The sequence below is a fragment of the 'Nostoc azollae' 0708 genome, assembly GCF_000196515.1.
GTDB classification, from domain to species: domain Bacteria; phylum Cyanobacteriota; class Cyanobacteriia; order Cyanobacteriales; family Nostocaceae; genus Trichormus_B; species Trichormus_B azollae.
The window spans coordinates 5,085,606-5,101,768 of sequence record NC_014248.1 but is presented as its reverse complement, the minus strand read 5'-3'; the positions used below and the strand labels follow the sequence as shown (position 1 = coordinate 5,101,768).

The window sequence follows — 16,163 nt, the reverse complement described above, 5'->3', positions numbered from 1 at the left end:
TCCCAATCCCCCAGTTTTCCCCGCCCTGTACAAGAGCCTCTTTCGTAAGCATAAATTTGTGGTAAGGGTACAAAAACTTGGTTAGAGAACTTAACGCCAAAGAATATCCACTTTAGGGTGGAGAGCGTCAAGAAAACTTCCTATTAACTCTTATGAGTATAATTTTCCATATACCTTTAGAAAGATATTTGATATTTTTAGCTGATAAAGAGCTAAAAAAAAGCTGTTGTTATTAGAAAACTCAAGATATCAAGACGTTAATCGTTGTAACTCCCATTCTTTAGGTATAACATGAGAATATGTTTATCACAAGCTTTTACTAGCGCCTTTAGCGCCAGTTTTTTTTATGGACATTCAATTAATCAACATCGGTTTTGGCAACATCGTATCCGCCAATCGAGTAGTTGCCATTGTCAGTCCAGAATCTGCCCCAATTAAGCGCATCATTACTGATGCTAGGGACAGAGGCCAACTGATTGATGCAACTTATGGTCGTCGGACTAGGGCTGTAATTATAACTGATTCCAGTCATGTAGTTTTATCAGCGATTCAGCCGGAAACGGTAGCAAATCGCTTTATTATTTCCCGCGATCATCAGACGGCAGATAATTAATTAGATGTGGGTCTATAAACCCTCCTATTTGTTATGTATCGGCCGTAGCATATGAAATAGACAAGTGTTCTGTCACTAGTGCTACAAGTTTCTAATTTCTGAGTGCCTGGTTGCGCTGGCAACTAATACAAGACTGATGAATAGTGTCTACTGATTAATTCACAAGTTGAACGGATAATGCAAGTTTTACCCTTACCTAGTGGTGCTACTACGAAAGAAAGCCCGTCTCTGGGCAAGCTGATTGTTTTGACTGGCCCTAGTGGAGTCGGCAAAGGAACTTTGATGCAAAAGCTGCTTCAACGTCATCCAGAACTGTATTATTCAGTATCTGTAACGACTCGTTCTCCCCGGACAGGAGAAGTAAACGGCAAAAACTATTACTTTATCAGCTGCAGCAAGTTTGAACAATTAGTTGCGCAAGGGGAATTCTTGGAATGGGCAGAATTTGCTGGTAACTATTACGGTACACCCCGTGCAGCAGTGCTTGACCACATTCAGTCTGGTCAGTTGGTGGTGCTAGAAATTGAACTGGAAGGGGCAAGACAAATTCGTGCTTCCTTTCCTAGCGCCCTCAGTATTTTTATACTACCGCCGTCATCTTCGGAACTGGAGAAACGGATACGTGGACGGGGGCAAGATTCTGATGAAGCGATCGCTTGCCGTCTGCACCGCGCTCAAGAGGAAATACAAGCCGCACATGAATTTGATATTCAAATCGTGAATGACGATTTTGACGCTGCTTTAAACGAAATTGAAACAGTCCTATTTGGATAATTAGCAGTTGAATTTGGTAATAGGTAATGGGTAATTGTCAGTTGCTGCAATTACCCGTTGCCTATTACCCATTACCACACATGAAATTAACCTATTAAACCTTGGATTATGCCCAAATTGCTAGTCAAAAAGTAAGCAACTACAGCACCACCAATACCACCGATTAAGAAAGCACTAGCGAAGTTATTCCAGCTTTCTTTGGAGTTAAAAGCGTCTACTGGAGGATTGGGTACAGTCACACTGGGAAGAGCTTTAGCTGGATTGCTATTGGAATACAGGGATAGGCAAGCTGTAAGAATTACAACCAAGCCAATGCTACCCAGCAAACCAGCTAAGTTAGCATTGGGAGCATCGCGCAGGGGACCTAATTTAGAAAAAGGTCCAAACAGTAAGTAACCGTGAGCCATACCTACTTCTAACCCACGTCTCAAAGGAGTTAGACCAGGACGATAAGCAGGCAAGTTGCCAATAAACCATTTAACCAAGGGAGAAGAATTCACTGGGGTTTCTAGATTCCCATCTTGTGGATCACGTCCAGCAGGTCTTACTGTCTCCCTATTTCTAGGATCACTGGGGAGATTCTTGGATCTATCTACTGCTTGAGCCATATTTTATCTTGCCTCTAAATTCAAAATGTTGGCATTTATTTTAGTTATCAGTAAACAGTTATCAGCTATGGGATTGTTTACTGTTCACTGTTTACTGATGTCAATCCCGTTTTTCCCCTATGGTAGAGGGTGGAAAAGTAAGTCAGGGAAAAAGCGGTTAAATTCGATCAAAATGCCTGCTGTGATTGTCAGCCAGATAGTAGCTGCCACAGGTGCTGTGGAAATAAACTTGATCAAATAGGATGATTGATCGCTTTTGTCAGCCATGAATTTAGTCTCCAAGAACAATTGAATGAGAACAGATGAATTAGCGTGGCGAAATGGGAATTTCTGAATCCTTAGCTGTTAATTCACCAGAGAGAAGTTCTTTGATTGCTGCTGCTGGCCAAGCAAATCCAGTGCTGATAATGGGTAGTGCTAGACCCAAATCAATTTGGATTTCTTTTTGCTCAGTATCAGATTCCTTTTTGATCGCTTGTAGATAAGCACGACCAACCCAACCAATCCAACCAGCAATGTAAAGGAAGAGAATGCTAGGGATCAAGAAATCACCAGCGCGGTCAAGACGACCATCAACAATCAAGTGAGGATACCCTTCAGGTCCACAGAGTGCCTGAGAATAACGATCAAACCGCTTTTTACCAGATTCTGGGTCAGCAGTGGTATTGCGGGCATTTTCGGCTAGTGCTTGAAATGCGGGAGAGTCTTTACAAGGTACAAGGTTAGCTCCCAGAGCTTGTGCTTGAGGAGCAAAATTGAACCAAAGACCAATCGCTAAAATCAAAGCAAACAATCGTCGCATGGAGTTGTTTCCTTTTATTACAAAACAAGAAGTTATTTGTACAAAACGAAGCGGCTTGTACAGTGTTTAATTTGGATAACTAGCAAGTCATCATACTCTTGGCGGGTAATCGAGTAAAGTTTAAGTAAATAAAAGTTAAAGCTTCTCAACCAAAAGTGAGGATTGGGGATTGGGGACTGGGGAATATAGGGAAGTGATTTTCCTAATGACCCATACCCGAGACCCCATACCCCATACCCAATTACCAATACCTATGACAACCGTTTTAGCTATCGAAACCAGTTGTGATGAAACTGCTGTGGCAATTGTGAACAATCGTCAAGTGTGTAGCAGTATCATAGCCTCGCAAATTCCTGTCCATCAACAATATGGAGGGGTAGTCCCGGAGGTAGCATCACGCCAACACTTAGAAACTCTTAATCAACAGATAGCGCAAGCTATGGATGAAAGCTCTATGGGTTGGGAACAAATTGATGCGATTGCCGCCACTTGTGCGCCAGGACTGGTAGGAGCGTTGTTAGTAGGTTTGACATCTGCCAAAACTCTAGCGATGGTTCATAAGAAGCCTTTTTTGGGAGTTCATCACCTGGAAGGACATATTTACGCAACTTACTTGGCGCAGCCTACTTTATATCCCCCATTTCTTAGCTTACTCGTTTCAGGTGGACATACAAGCTTGATTTATGTAAAAGATTGTGGTAAATACGAAACTCTAGGAGAAACCCGTGATGATGCGGCCGGGGAAGCTTATGATAAGGTAGCACGGTTATTAAAGCTTGGTTATCCGGGTGGACCAATCATTGATAAATTAGCACAAACAGGCGATACCCACGCATTTGCGCTACCAGAAGGAAAAATTTCTCTACCAGGTGGGGGTTATCATCGCTATGATGCTAGTTTCAGCGGATTAAAGACTGCGGTGTTACGGTTAGTGCAGCAATTTGAGAAACATGGTAGAGAACTGCCAATAGCTGATATTGCGGCCAGTTTTCAGGAAACCATAGCCAAAGCTTTAACCAAAAGAGCGATCACCTGCGCCCGTGATTATAAACTAGATACGATCGCCGTAGGTGGTGGCGTAGCAGCCAACACTGGACTAAGAAAGCACCTACAAGCAGCAGCTGGGGAGCATAACATCAGAGCCCTCTTCCCCCCCTTAAAATATTGTACAGACAACGCCGCTATGATAGGCTGTGCAGCGGCTGATCATCTAGCCCGTGGACATACATCACCTCTAACCTTGGGCGTGAACTCTCGGCTATCCCTAAGTCAAGTTATGCAATTGTATTAGAAGGCAGGGGGAGAGATCAGGGAGATGAGGGATATGGGGAAGTAATTTTCCTAATGCCCAATACCCAATAACTAATGACTAATGACTAATGACCGAATGTGATCAGCAACTGCATCTGGCTGTTCTAACATAGCTAGATGTCCACAATTAGCAATTTCAATAAAATTATCGCCAACATACTGAAAAAGCTGATGAAAACTAGCTAAATGGCGTACAAACTTAGGTTCCATCACCTTATCATCAGCACCAGCTAAAAAATAAACTGGTTGCTTAATCTGTGAAACCAATTGGGGTAAGCGGTTAACTTCTTCCTCAGTGGTAGAGTCCAAAAGTGTCCCTAGAGCTGCTTGTGGATCAGCAAGTATGAAATCCATTACTCGTTGACGCGCCCAATAACGATTTAAAGGAATTGAAACACTCGCTCTAGTAAAGAGCAAATCAATCAAAGGAAATTGGGACAACCAACGTGGGCGAACTTGTAAAAATTTCTGCCCTGCCGAGCGAAACTGCTCAAAAGCTTCTTTGAGATAAATCCCACCACCAGCATTAATACAAATGATTCCCTTAACACAATCAGGTAATTGAGCAGCAGTTGTGATAGCAATAGTACCCCCCAAAGAATGACCAATTAGCCAAACACTTGAAAGATTCAGATGTTGCAGCAGGATGATTAAATCCTGAGAGTATGCACAGGGAGAATACGGAGATTCAAGGGGATAGGTGACCACATCATGATCTGTAGTGGCAGTTAAGCTGGAAACAGTTTCTGCTCGATTAAAATCCAATTTTGAATCAGACTGGGATTGGCCAAAACCTCGCAAATCATAAGACAAGCACTGCAAATCTGCTGAAAGGCGAGAAATCACGGGTTGCCAGTATACACGGCTATTGAGCCAGCCGTGGATAAAGACTAAAGCATGGGGGCAAGACGTGGGAGCCGTCAACTCGTATGCGTGTGGAACGCCTAAGATTTCTATTATTGCCATACGTATATCGTACCGCTTGGCAGGAGGTGGTAAAGAGGACAAGGAGTCAGGAGCAGGGATCAAGGGGGAGCAACGCGATTTTGTGAGATCGGGAGGCAGGGGAGGAAGGGACTTAACTAAACACCCAAAATGCGTGTATTTCTGAGCCAGTGAGAGTTGTCACTAATTTAATGAGAATTAAAACTATTTTCTTTTTTCCCCCTGCTCCCCCTGGTGATTTGATGATAAATGATCTCATTTTCTCGCGTTGCTCCCCTACTTCTTCCCCCACACCCTTCATTGACCGAGTAACCTCTGTCGCACTCCTTCAGCAATTTTGTGACCCAGATATTCAGGTATCAAGCTTTCATTGGGTCCTAACAAGTAAAGTATGAGTCGTGTACGTCCCCGCCAAACCAACAAATTGGCATTGACCACCAGCAGGTCTTCCTGCCAGATGCCGTACATAACTTTATAAAATAATCCCGGTTGATTATCAGCTTCAATAACTAAGGCTGGAAGGTGAAAAACTGGATCAACGTAGAACTCGGTTTGTACTTGTTCTAAACCAACATTCAGGTTAAATTCTACTGCTAACATCTCTTCTACCTCAAATCGACTGCCCAAGGCTTCACGAATAGCACGACAAACATTTTCGGCGGTTTTTTCGGTTAGAGCTTTGCTCCCACGAGATACTAGAAGTTTAATAAAAACTAACATTGGTGGTCGAATCTGACCATAAAGACTCAAACCGTGAATAGTTAAACCATAAGCTGCCAGTACACCAAAGATATCGCTGAGGAGAAAAGACTGATTACGGTATGCAAAATGCAATGCGCTTTTAGTCCCCTCCGATTTCATTTCTATAACAGCCCGCCTAGTTTTATATAAGCGGTATGCCAGTCGTAAATTTTGAAGTTGTATCTCGCTGCTAACAAATTGCTCATAAAATTGTGGAAACGCTCTGTTAAAGCGTTTTAGGAGTTCCAGTGTCGAAGATTTTAAACCAGAAGTCATTGTTGGAGGTAAGACTTGCTTGCTTTGTTAAAACTAAAGCTCACAACTGTGTTATTTACTACTTTGCTCTTAACTATGGCAACAGTTAGCAGTAAAACTAGCTTTATATTTGCTTTTGTAACTAAATTTTGTAATTCATTTACGTACAGAACTCTGTATTTTCCATTTTGGCGGCTTTCTCATAGGGTTTGCCCAATAGTGAGAATAGTAGTAGAGGTTTGATATCATACCAGCTACTCGTGGCAATTATACAGAATTTCTTCTTGCCTATTTAGGTGATTTACAGAAAAAAATTACCACACAATAAATATTATTCTATCGTCCGGATCAAAGGCTGTTCGCTCTCTTAAATCGGTAAAATCATTTTGAGAAATCACCTCAATATGATACCATCACTAATTTCTTGCTCTCTAATATTGCTGGAGTATGTATGTGTTTTTGAGCCTTTATCACCCGAAAGGTCTACAAAATTGTCAGTTTGGACAAATCACAATGCCTCATAATGTAGTATCTTGATTTTAGTGGATAAACAAAGCAACCACTTTCAAAAACCCAGGAGTCAAGAGGCAGCGCATCTGGAAAAAAATCTCCCGTGCTTTAGCTGGGGGAGTAAAACTAAATGTTAAAGTTAAAAATGATTGGTGTGAGACATTCAGTAGCTGGCTGTTATTATGGCTAATCCTCAAAATGCAAAACCAAAAATCTTGAGTTAAGTGTTTAGGGATAGAGTAAAGATGGTCATTTTATGGATGAATCAACACTCTCAAAGAGTAGCAATCAATTCAGTCATGTTACCCGCACCACGTTGGCATGGGTTTTTGGAAAACTTGGTTTAGTAGTTCTGAATCTGTAGCGACAAATAAAACAACCGCATTTGGTGAGCATACGGCGGGCGATAGAGGCAAATCTGGTGCTAGTAGCGATAACATCGTTTTTAGCACTGAGCGAGATATCGACCTGTATGAACTAGAAGAACTCTGTGATGCGGTTGGTTGGTCCCGTCGTCCTCTGAGAAAAGTAAAAAAAGCCATTGAGCATAGTTTTCTCGTCGCGTCTATGTGGCAAGTGCGAGGAAATAAAAGAAGGTTGATTGGTTTTGCCCGTGCTACCTCAGATCATGCTTTTAATGCCACTATTTGGGATGTGGTAGTTCACCCAGACTTCCAGGGTCAAGGGATGGGTAAGGCATTGATGAAATATGTCCTCAAAAAACTCAGAAGTGAGGAGATTAGCAATGTTACTCTTTTTGCTGATCCCCAAGTTGTAGATTTTTACCGGACTATGGGTTTTATGCCTGACCCAGAAGGTATTAAAGGGATGTTTTGGTATCCTCAGTAATCCTTAATTTGCGAACAAAACAGGTTGCCACCATAAATTCGCTATCATGCTGAAGATGTGCTATTCTTATTTGGTTTGGCGATAAGCAGTTATCTAGCAGGATCAACTTTGTCAGGCTAAGTCAACAAAAAAACTCTTACTGAGGAAGTAATTTAATGTTTTCCAGGTAAGGGGTTGGCAATCTGCTTTAAGAATGATATAGTTAGAGAGATGCTTAAGCAAAACATGATTTTAGTTATGTGCTGCTAAACTATCAAAAGCAAAATAGTATTTCCGGGATGTAGCGCAGCTTGGTAGCGCGCCTGCTTTGGGAGCAGGATGCCGCAGGTTCAAATCCTGTCATCCCGATTGTTAATAAAAATAAGTCTTTTAATTTTGGCTAGGGCAGAACTGTGCGATTTTTCTCTATGCTATAGAAAAAATGTCAATCTTGGTTGATTTTTGATAGTGCAATGGCACATGGAACGATTGATTTAGTGATAGCGTCATCCATAATTGTGAAAAAGAATAAAATAGCATTGTTCTTAATCATTAGGAGTCCCGGATATCAATCTTGCCTTGGGAAGAAATATAATAGGCCGATACAGCATTTAGTAATGAATAGAAAGCTCAGATTAAAAACAATTAGATAAGTCTATAAGTTATTTATACATTAAATAGCTTGGTATAACTAAAACTAGTTGTTGCTGTATGAAACGCCATAAAACGCCATCATTTTCTCAGATGTCTAAGTTAATTCAATTATTGATATTGAGGTGAGGAGTAGTTATGAAATCATTAGTTCGCTGGGGCACAAGCTTAGGTTTAATAGGTAGTACGCTGCTAGGAAGTGTTACGTCTCTCAATAGTCCTGTGTTGGCCTTATCAGAACAACAAATAAAAAATAAATTGGACTCAGTACCCGTTTATTTGATTACTAATGATAAAGGTCTGCCATTGAGTCGTACCTTGCCTCCACAAAATGGGAAACAAAGCGCCTCAGTAACAGGTGTATATATGAGTCGCCAGGAAGCTTTGGCTTTTATCAAAGAATTGCAGAAAGCTAAAATTAAAGACCCAAAACTGGAAGACATGGCAAAAAAACTGCAAGTAACTGCGGTGCCTCTGGGTGTAATTTATCAACAGTTGCAACAAACCAAGGATCAATCTAATCGACTTGTGTTCGCTTTCAAACCTGTAGAGAAAGAATTAAAAGGGGCTTTAGACTTGCTACGTGCCAGCGGTCAAAAAGTAGATCAATTTAAGAGTGTACCGATCTTTGCGGTGAGATTTTCACCAGATAAAGGATATGTCCCCATTCAACTGGGTCAAAATAAACAGCAAATGATTCCTTTATTCTTGAGTAGGCAAGATGCACAAGGTTTATTAACGCAAGTGAAGCCTAAATTTCCCAAGGCAGATATTCAAGTTATTGATGTGGATGGGGTGATTAAAACTTTAAAAGATAAAGACGAGCCTTGGTTAAACCAGGTGGTTTTGGTTCCATCCCGAGAGTCAAGAGAATATATTAGGACTCTGCCTCCAAATAATAATGCGCCTAAGCCTAAAGCTTAGCCTTCTAAGTAGGGTTAAATATGATAAATCAACAGCCGGTTACTGGTTTGGAACTTTGGCAGTGGCGAAATGAAGCTATTCAGAGTGCTATCACTCATGATATATCTCCTGTAGAAGTAGATTGGCTTTTACAGGAAATAGCTGGATTAGACCGCTTGAGCCTGCGTTTGGAATCTTTCAAAGCATGGGATAAAGTCCAGACCCAGATTTCTTTGGCAGAGTTAGACCAGTTGTGGCAAAGGCGCTTACATGACCGCTTGCCGGTACAGTATATTGCTGGAGTCACACCTTGGCGAATGTTTAAACTCGCAGTATCAAGTGCAGTTTTAATTCCCAGACCAGAAACGGAGATGTTGATTGATTTGGCTGTGGCCGCTGCTGTAAGTGGCGGTGTACAATCAGGTCATTGGGCTGATTTGGGGACTGGTAGTGGTGCGATCGCACTGGGATTAGCTGAGGTATTGATAAATGCCACTATTCATGCTGTTGATTTCAGCCCAGAAGCCTTAGCGGTTGCTAAAACCAATGCTGAAAATGTGGGTTTTGGGGAACAAGTTAAATTTTATCAAAGTTCGTGGTGGGAACCGCTAGAATCTTTGAAGGGTCAGTTTAGTGGAATGGTATCAAATCCGCCATATATCCCCACTGATACCGTACTGACTTTACAGCCGGAAGTGCTTAAACATGAACCACATCTAGCTTTAGATGGTGGTGCTGATGGTTTAGATTGTATTCGTCATTTAATAGAAGTTTCCCCTGCGTATTTGCGTCCCGGTGGAGTGTGGTTGATTGAAATGATGGCAGGACAAGCAGATATAGTAAGAGAATTATTAGAAAATAAAGGTCATTATTGTAATATTTCCATTCATCGTGATTTAGCAGGAATTGAACGTTTTGCTGTGGCTTATACAACTGTCTGAATCAGGATTTAGAGCATTAAGAAGATTAACAGGACTTTATTTTCACTTGCAGATTACTGATTAAGGAATATCAGCTTGTTAAAAAATTTGTTCAGAAGTAATTACCAATCCAGGAAAAAGAGGATCTTCTAAACTATCTGTACCGCGTTTTGTTTGAGGAAGTGCATGGGTTTCTGTCAACAATAGATAAGTAGTTTTTTAATATTTATGAATGTTTCTCTAGAAGTTCTGCTAAATGCTGCAAAAGCTGGAAAACTAATCAGCTTCCCCACAGGTACGGTTCCCGCACTGGCCACCATACCTGAACAAGCAGAATTGATTTATGCTGCGAAACAACGCAGTTTAGATAAACCCTTAATTTTAATGGCTGCTAAAACTGAGGATTTATGGGACTATGTTCAAGGTAGCGATATTGAATATCACATATGGCAAGAGGTAGTGAATAGATATTGGCCTGGTGCTTTGACTTTGGTTTTACCGGCTAGTAATAAAATATCCCAAGTCATGAATCCTACTGACCCTACAACCATTGGAATTAGAGTACCAAATCATACAGTTGCTCAAACTATTTTGGCACACACTGGACCGATGGCTACAACTAGTGTCAATTTATCAGGACAACCTGCTTTACAAACTCTTGCAGAAATAGAAATGCAGTTTCCGGAAGTTTTTACTCTAGAATCTACAGAATATAAAGGATTAGGTATACCTTCTACAGTTGCTAAATGGATGGGGAATGATTGGCAAATTTTACGTCAAGGTGTGATTAAAATAATTCGTGATTAAGTGATATAACGGGGATTTAAACCCCGCTACAACACTGGGTCATTTTATGAGGTGGGGGATTTAAATCCCCAGAATTTGTGAAAAATTAGAAATTAAAGATTAAAAATTAAGTATGATGAAAAAATGACAAGATATTATTGAGCATCAAGCATCAAACTTTTTATGACAACTTTAAACGATTGGTCATATTTAGCGGCAGGAATAGCAGTCGGGAGTAGTTTAACCTGGTTTTTGAGAAAATCATCACCAACGTCGTCTGATTTAGCTCCAGTATCTTCACAGACAGAGAACTTATTACAAGATAACTTATTACAACAGGTAAAAAATACAGAACTGGCTTACCATCAAGCTAGAGAAATGAGCCAATTTAAAGCCGGTTTTTTGGCACGGACTACCCATGAATTGCGATCGCCCCTCAATGGTCTAATTGGATTACATCAGTTAATTTTGAATGATTTGTGTGAAGATCCAGCCGAAGAGAGGGAGTTTGTAGCTCAAGCCTATGAGCGATCGCTAAAATTGCTCAAAATGATTGATGAAATTCTCAGCGTGGCCAGAACCGACCAAGGCACAAACAAATTAGAAATTCACTCTATACACTTAACCCAAGTTTTACAGGAAGTTCATCAATTAACTTATATACTGGCAGCAAATCGTAATTATTCATTTACTATATCACTTCCAGAACCAGAAATTTACGTTTTAGCAGACTATCGCTGGCTACGTCAAATACTAGTTAATTTAGTAAATACTACCTTTTTGCAAATGGAAGAAGGCGGTATTTATCTTTCTGCTAGTACCGCAGCTACAAATAATTGTGTTTATATCTGGCTTGATGTCCCGAATCATGCTGTAATTTACAGTGAACCTATAGATTTAATTAAATCTGGAAAAAAGATAAATCAAGAAAATATGGAAATGTCATCAGGAATGAAGCTGTTACTTAATCAAAAATTACTAGAAGCGATGGGAGGAAAATTAGAAATTATTCCTTCTCCCATCACCAAAGAGGCAAAGCAGGATTTGACCAGATTACAAATATCTATGCCCCTAGCGATTCCTGAAGCTGAACATCACCACATGAAAGAGAATCTAGATGAGATTGATTGTATAGCACCATTGTAGTTGTACTATTAGTTTGAAAACCTATCTTTTTGTAAAATGCATGTTGGTAAGTAGTCATCAGGTAAACTCGCTCTACCTGCATTCGTGGATGACTCAAAACGGTTTCTACTAATTTAATTCCCAGTCCATTACCTTGATACTCTGGATGAATGACTACATCCCAAATTGTGGCGCGATAAATACCATCAGAATTAGCTCTAGCAAAGCCAATTAAATGCTCTCTATCCCAAACAGAAACCACTGGTTCACTATTAGCAATAGCTATGCTTAAATCCTCAACACTACGTCCCTTCGCCCAGAAAGCGGCGATATTAAATAGGTTCTGGAGTTGGTAAAGATCAATTTCTGCATGGCGTTCGCTAAAATGAATTTGAGAATTTTTCATGTATAGACACCCAAGTTTGGTAGTATCTTCGCTTCTGTTATGGCATATTTTGGGGGAAAATCCTCCAACCGTACATATATATGCAACTAAACAATTGAAAATAGTGCTTCTAGCTGTTGCGGCTCCCAAACATAAACGCTCCGGCTTGCAAACAAGACAATTTGTGGCTCAAATTAATTGTAAACAGACTCAAAATAATTGTAACCAGCTTGCAATCAACCAGTTCGGGTCAAATTAATTGCAAATAATAAATACTGCCTGCACTTGCAGTGGATATGCTTGTCTATACGAGTATTGATCTTCTGCCATATTTAATGAACCAAATACAACTTGTGACTAAAGTGGTAGTCCTGCAACTAACATTTGCTCCTGTAATTCACGCGCACGAGTTGGATCAAGTTGCCCACGAAACAGTGATTTAATTTCAGCCGGTTTAGCATTTCTTCCGCCAAGCCTCTCACTTCATAGCCATGCCTTGTGAGAGTGGGTTCCAAATCATCAATTGGCTTCGACAGAACGGACTCCAAAATCGCCGTAGTAACAGGTTGAACCGCGACTCGGTATGCAGCCTCCAAAGCTAGGGTCATAATATTGTTCAATTTGTAGTGGTATCAATAGCCGCGTGGCAAGTAATTCAATAGCTTCTGCCTCCAATATTTCACCTATGGGAGGATCAGACATACTATATTCCGATACTAGCCATTCAATATATTCTCGCTGATTACCAAGAATACCTTCCAAGGAAAACAGAGTTGCTCGATACCCAATTTCCTCCATAGTCGGACGGCGCAAATCATTTTTCAATTTGGGATGACCAGCCAGCACCACCGAGATGCCAAGTCTGGGTTTACTTCATAGGCTATGCCCTCAACCCATACTCTAGCGGAGCCATCCACTTTCCTTCGTTGCGCTTCGCGGGCAAAAGTACAAAACCGCTCCCAACTACACATCTGCCTGATTCCGCTTTTGGGCAGATTCTGCAACGAATCCTCCAGGGGAGAGTGCGCTTCTATACGGTGTCCTTGGTAGTTATAATTTAGCAAAAACTAGCGTAACCATAGGTTAGCCTCAACTTCATTTTCTGGTTCGTGAAAGTGGTAAAGGGTTTGGTAGGCTTCTTTAACTGTCCGAAACGGTCTTTCAACTTTACCTTTGGACCGAGCTGTTACTCTTCTACCATCTTTACCCGCAGGGATATGGGTAGCAAGTTTCATTCCCAAGCATTCCATCACGTTTTGAAATACATGGCTTTTAGCAATTGGTCCGTTATCCGTATAGATCATCTCAGGAATCCCTTGGAAGGGGCATCCATCCGAGGGTTTCGCTGTCATGGCATTGAATAAGAGGCGCAAGGCTGCTGTCACATCCTCTCCATAGACGCAATGATATTCCTGATAACACACACCACTACGGTCATTGACGACACTATAAAGTATCAATAGCGGATTTCCGCCGATTCTACCCACAAGGGTTGTTTGACGTCTTTTAAATCTGACGGGCTAAGGTCGAAATGCCAACATTCATTGCTGTACTCTGCCTGAAAACCTACTGCAGGTAGTTGATGGGTCATTGTGAGATGGTCATAGCCCCATGTTTTCAAATAAGGGTTGACAGTAGCTTTGGTTAACAAGCCCTTGGGTGGTTGAATTAAAGCTTGTGGTGTGTTCATCCCGAAATCTTCTAAAAGTTCAATTGCCCGTGCCGTGGAGACGTGCCGCCCTTTCTTGTTGCACGTGCGAATTTTCGTCGCTGCAATGACTTTGCAGTACATTTCCATATCTGCTTGTTTCTATATCTGCTTGTGACAAGTTCCCAGGTGTGCCACTATCTGAGCGGTTGATGGATTTGGGTCGGGATGAGTTACGCAAAGCGCGATATAGGGGATCTATTGACACGCCGTACAAATTTCCCGTTTCTTCCATGAGCTGCGGACGGTCTCGGCAATGGCTTGGTAACATATCAAGTCGATGGCGCAAGTTGGTTAAAGATTCTGATGGGATTTTCTTGCGGATCATGCTCCAAGTATGTTTACCTCATTTACTTTTGTAGCAGAAAACTGACCACAGAAATTACTTTCTCTTGCTAGTTGGGTGAAAAAGTATCACAATTCGAGATAGATTAGTTTCAAATGAGGCTCTAAAACTCACCACAGAAATTTTTGAAGGAAGTTTAGTGCTGTGGATACACGGTTATTATCTGAGGCTGAAGCTCTACTAGTAGAGTATGAGGAGTTCCTAAGAGGTAAAATGCATAGCACTTTTGATGCTTATATCCGCGTTCTCAGACAACTTCTGCTTTGGATTGTAGAATGGCCTGGGTATGGAGGAGATTTTTATCCCGAAGAGTTGACAAAAACGGCGATGGAAATTATTTATCTTGCCTATCTGGAGCAGTCAGGTTCTAGCATTGCTCATAGGGCGCGGGTTAAATCTGCTGTCAGTGGTTTTGCTCGTTGGCTGATTGAGGAGAAGGGGATTTTGCCTCGTAATCCCACCAGAGGTTTAAACATTCTACCTCAAGCACTTTTAGCTCCAAGATAATTGAGTACTGATGAACGTTATATTTTACGGAACCTGATCGAAGAAGATGGTCATCGACGTAGCCACGCTGTGTGTGCACTGGGGTACTGGGCTGGTTGTTGCGACTGGGCTGGTTGTCGCGTGAGTGATGTTTCGTGGTTAAGGATGGAGCATACCCATATTGGCCTCAAAGTTGCTTGGTTGCACGTTGGTTACAAGGGCGGTAAGGCGGGAGATATTGATCTAAATTAATGCTGCCCAACAACCTTTGAATAAATATATTTATCACGATGGACGAGATCCTGAGAGTTCTTACACTTTTACTTCTCAGCGCAGTGAGCGGCTAACTGTTGCGGGCATTCATCGCTGGTGGAAAAACATTAAAGCACAAGCAAATGTTCGACAGTGGGAACTTATCCATGATGTAACTTTTCATGATCTGTAACATGATTTTGCTCACCGAGCGCGTGAAGCCGGATGGACTTTGGAGGAGGTTGCTTATTATCTCAGTCATATCATCAAAAAGGGAACTCCAGCTATTCAAACTACGGTTCGGTATACCTAAAGTAGCCCTTGAGCAAGTGAAAGACAAGCTTACCTTGCTCAAGGGATAAATCGTCTCTTCGCCATGTTACCCAAGTTCTTTTACTATTGAGATGACTCCAAAACCTTTTGCAAATAAACAGGATGCTTATTTGCAAAAGGTTTTGAGCGACAAGTTGTCTTGTTTGCAAGCCGGAGCATTTATGTTTGCGAGCCGCAACATCTAGTAGTAAGATATAATCGAATAAGACAACCAATAGGTATTTCCGTAGTATTTCAGGAGAAAAGCATTATGTCTTTAACCGTGAAAGAACTATAAGAAATACAGATAGCATATCCAGACTATCGGATGGAATTAGTAGGTGGGAGCATCATTATTATGAGTCCGTCAGGTTATGAACCTGAAGAAGTAGGTACTCAGTTTGCAGCTTTGTTAAGAAACTGGGTCAGGCCTCGTAAACTAGGCACTGTAGTTGGTTCTAAGGTTTTAAATTACCTAATTCTGATTTGCGTGCGCTCGATGTTACTTTTGTACGTGCTGATAGACTTAAGCAATCAACAGAAGATTATGCAGAATTAGTTCCTGACTTGGTAGTTGAAGTAAAATCTAAAACTGATTCTATAGATGAACTCAGAAAAAAGATTCAAGACTTTATTAATTTACCTTCAAAAGTGGGAATTTTAATTAATCCTAAAACAAGAAGAGTAGAAGTTTCTTGTAATGGTTAAACAGTGACTTTAAAAGATGGTAATATTTTAAAACTTCCTGATTTATTACCTGGTTGGGAAGTGGCGATTCCTGAAATTTGGTCTCCTGTTTTTGAGTAGTTTTGATAATGAGAATTAGTAATTAATAAAAAACTCTTATCAATCACCCTTCGAGTTCGCCAGTGAAGTCTTGGGGGTTTCCCCCAAGACTTCAC

At 41.1% G+C, this 16,163-nt stretch carries 17 protein-coding genes, 1 tRNA gene and 2 pseudogenes; 11 read left to right on the top strand and 9 right to left on the bottom strand.

Going from position 1 to position 16,163, the window contains the following annotated elements:
• Window positions 1-346: 346 nt before the first annotated feature.
• Both remA and gmk read left to right on the top strand, forming a co-directional pair.
• The gene (remA, locus tag AAZO_RS23730; RefSeq protein ID WP_013193115.1) at window positions 347-613 is read left to right on the top strand and encodes an extracellular matrix/biofilm regulator RemA; all 267 of its coding nucleotides are present in this window, start codon (window positions 347-349) and stop codon (window positions 611-613) included.
• Between the two features lie 174 nt (window positions 614-787).
• Complete coding sequence (gene gmk / locus AAZO_RS23725; protein WP_187289673.1) at window positions 788-1,387, top strand: guanylate kinase; 600 nt, start codon at window positions 788-790, stop codon at window positions 1,385-1,387.
• Between the two features lie 86 nt (window positions 1,388-1,473).
• Here the strand turns inward: gmk and AAZO_RS23720 are convergent, their stop codons facing one another.
• From AAZO_RS23720 to AAZO_RS23710, 3 genes are all read right to left on the bottom strand, one after another.
• Window positions 1,474-1,995, bottom strand: a complete 522-nt coding sequence (locus tag AAZO_RS23720; RefSeq protein ID WP_013193113.1) for a photosystem I reaction center protein subunit XI — start codon at window positions 1,993-1,995, stop codon at window positions 1,474-1,476.
• 117 nt (window positions 1,996-2,112) lie between these two features.
• Entirely contained in the window at window positions 2,113-2,262 is a 150-nt protein-coding gene (psaJ, locus tag AAZO_RS32205; RefSeq protein WP_006276004.1) for a photosystem I reaction center subunit IX, read from the bottom strand.
• A 40-nt stretch (window positions 2,263-2,302) separates the two neighbouring features.
• Window positions 2,303-2,797 carry a photosystem I reaction center protein PsaF subunit III gene (locus AAZO_RS23710; RefSeq protein ID WP_013193112.1) on the bottom strand — a complete coding sequence of 165 codons (495 nt, stop codon included), beginning with the start codon at window positions 2,795-2,797 and terminating at the stop codon, window positions 2,303-2,305.
• A gap of 253 nt (window positions 2,798-3,050) precedes the next feature.
• Here AAZO_RS23710 and tsaD point away from each other — a divergent pair, with 253 nt between their 5' ends.
• On the top strand, window positions 3,051-4,088 hold the full coding sequence (gene tsaD, locus AAZO_RS23705; RefSeq protein WP_013193111.1) for a tRNA (adenosine(37)-N6)-threonylcarbamoyltransferase complex transferase subunit TsaD: 1,038 nt from the start codon (window positions 3,051-3,053) through the stop codon (window positions 4,086-4,088).
• Between the two features lie 71 nt (window positions 4,089-4,159).
• On the opposite strand, the gene AAZO_RS23700 is transcribed toward tsaD, so the two are convergent.
• The 3 genes from AAZO_RS23700 to AAZO_RS23695 all read right to left on the bottom strand — a co-directional run bounded on the left by AAZO_RS23700 (window position 4,160) and on the right by AAZO_RS23695 (window position 6,070).
• On the bottom strand, window positions 4,160-5,074 hold the full coding sequence (locus AAZO_RS23700) for an alpha/beta fold hydrolase (protein WP_013193110.1): 915 nt from the start codon (window positions 5,072-5,074) through the stop codon (window positions 4,160-4,162).
• A gap of 112 nt (window positions 5,075-5,186) precedes the next feature.
• Entirely contained in the window at window positions 5,187-5,354 is a 168-nt protein-coding gene (locus tag AAZO_RS35895; RefSeq protein WP_013193109.1) for a hypothetical protein, read from the bottom strand.
• Complete coding sequence (locus tag AAZO_RS23695; protein WP_013193108.1) at window positions 5,351-6,070, bottom strand: hypothetical protein; 720 nt, start codon at window positions 6,068-6,070, stop codon at window positions 5,351-5,353. Before AAZO_RS23695 ends, AAZO_RS35895 begins: the two co-directional genes overlap by 4 nt.
• 810 nt (window positions 6,071-6,880) lie before the next feature.
• Here AAZO_RS23695 and AAZO_RS23690 point away from each other — a divergent pair.
• From AAZO_RS23690 to AAZO_RS23665, 6 genes are all read left to right on the top strand, one after another.
• Window positions 6,881-7,408 carry a GNAT family N-acetyltransferase gene (locus AAZO_RS23690; protein ID WP_013193107.1) on the top strand — a complete coding sequence of 176 codons (528 nt, stop codon included), beginning with the start codon at window positions 6,881-6,883 and terminating at the stop codon, window positions 7,406-7,408.
• A 274-nt stretch (window positions 7,409-7,682) separates the two neighbouring features.
• Window positions 7,683-7,756: transfer RNA gene (locus AAZO_RS23685), tRNA-Pro, on the top strand.
• Between the two features lie 420 nt (window positions 7,757-8,176).
• Entirely contained in the window at window positions 8,177-8,962 is a 786-nt protein-coding gene (locus AAZO_RS23680) for a Tic22 family protein (RefSeq protein ID WP_013193106.1), read from the top strand.
• Between the two features lie 20 nt (window positions 8,963-8,982).
• The gene (prmC, locus tag AAZO_RS23675) at window positions 8,983-9,882 is read left to right on the top strand and encodes a peptide chain release factor N(5)-glutamine methyltransferase (RefSeq protein WP_013193105.1); all 900 of its coding nucleotides are present in this window, start codon (window positions 8,983-8,985) and stop codon (window positions 9,880-9,882) included.
• Between the two features lie 207 nt (window positions 9,883-10,089).
• On the top strand, window positions 10,090-10,668 hold the full coding sequence (locus AAZO_RS23670; protein ID WP_013193104.1) for an L-threonylcarbamoyladenylate synthase: 579 nt from the start codon (window positions 10,090-10,092) through the stop codon (window positions 10,666-10,668).
• A gap of 162 nt (window positions 10,669-10,830) precedes the next feature.
• Window positions 10,831-11,793: a sensor histidine kinase gene (locus tag AAZO_RS23665; RefSeq protein WP_013193103.1), complete on the top strand. Its 963-nt coding sequence runs from the start codon at window positions 10,831-10,833 to the stop codon at window positions 11,791-11,793.
• Here the strand turns inward: AAZO_RS23665 and AAZO_RS23660 are convergent.
• The 3 genes and pseudogenes from AAZO_RS23660 to AAZO_RS23645 form a co-directional block, all read right to left on the bottom strand.
• The gene (locus tag AAZO_RS23660) at window positions 11,711-12,178 is read right to left on the bottom strand and encodes a GNAT family N-acetyltransferase (RefSeq protein ID WP_013193102.1); all 468 of its coding nucleotides are present in this window, start codon (window positions 12,176-12,178) and stop codon (window positions 11,711-11,713) included. The two genes, AAZO_RS23665 and AAZO_RS23660, sit on opposite strands and share 83 nt — an antisense overlap.
• A 498-nt stretch (window positions 12,179-12,676) precedes the next feature.
• Window positions 12,677-13,006 (bottom strand): hypothetical protein, encoded by a 330-nt coding sequence (locus AAZO_RS35890; protein WP_187289679.1) that lies wholly within the window; start codon window positions 13,004-13,006, stop codon window positions 12,677-12,679.
• 5 nt (window positions 13,007-13,011) lie between these two features.
• Window positions 13,012-14,178 (bottom strand): annotated as a pseudogene (locus AAZO_RS23645) (transposase family protein); the annotation flags it as partial.
• Between the two features lie 177 nt (window positions 14,179-14,355).
• Here AAZO_RS23645 and AAZO_RS23640 point away from each other — a divergent pair.
• Entirely contained in the window at window positions 14,356-14,718 is a 363-nt protein-coding gene (locus AAZO_RS23640; RefSeq protein ID WP_041641997.1) for a site-specific integrase, read from the top strand.
• Between the two features lie 871 nt (window positions 14,719-15,589).
• Window positions 15,590-16,068, top strand: a pseudogene (locus AAZO_RS23630) (Uma2 family endonuclease).
• The last annotated feature ends 95 nt before the right edge of the window (window positions 16,069-16,163 follow it).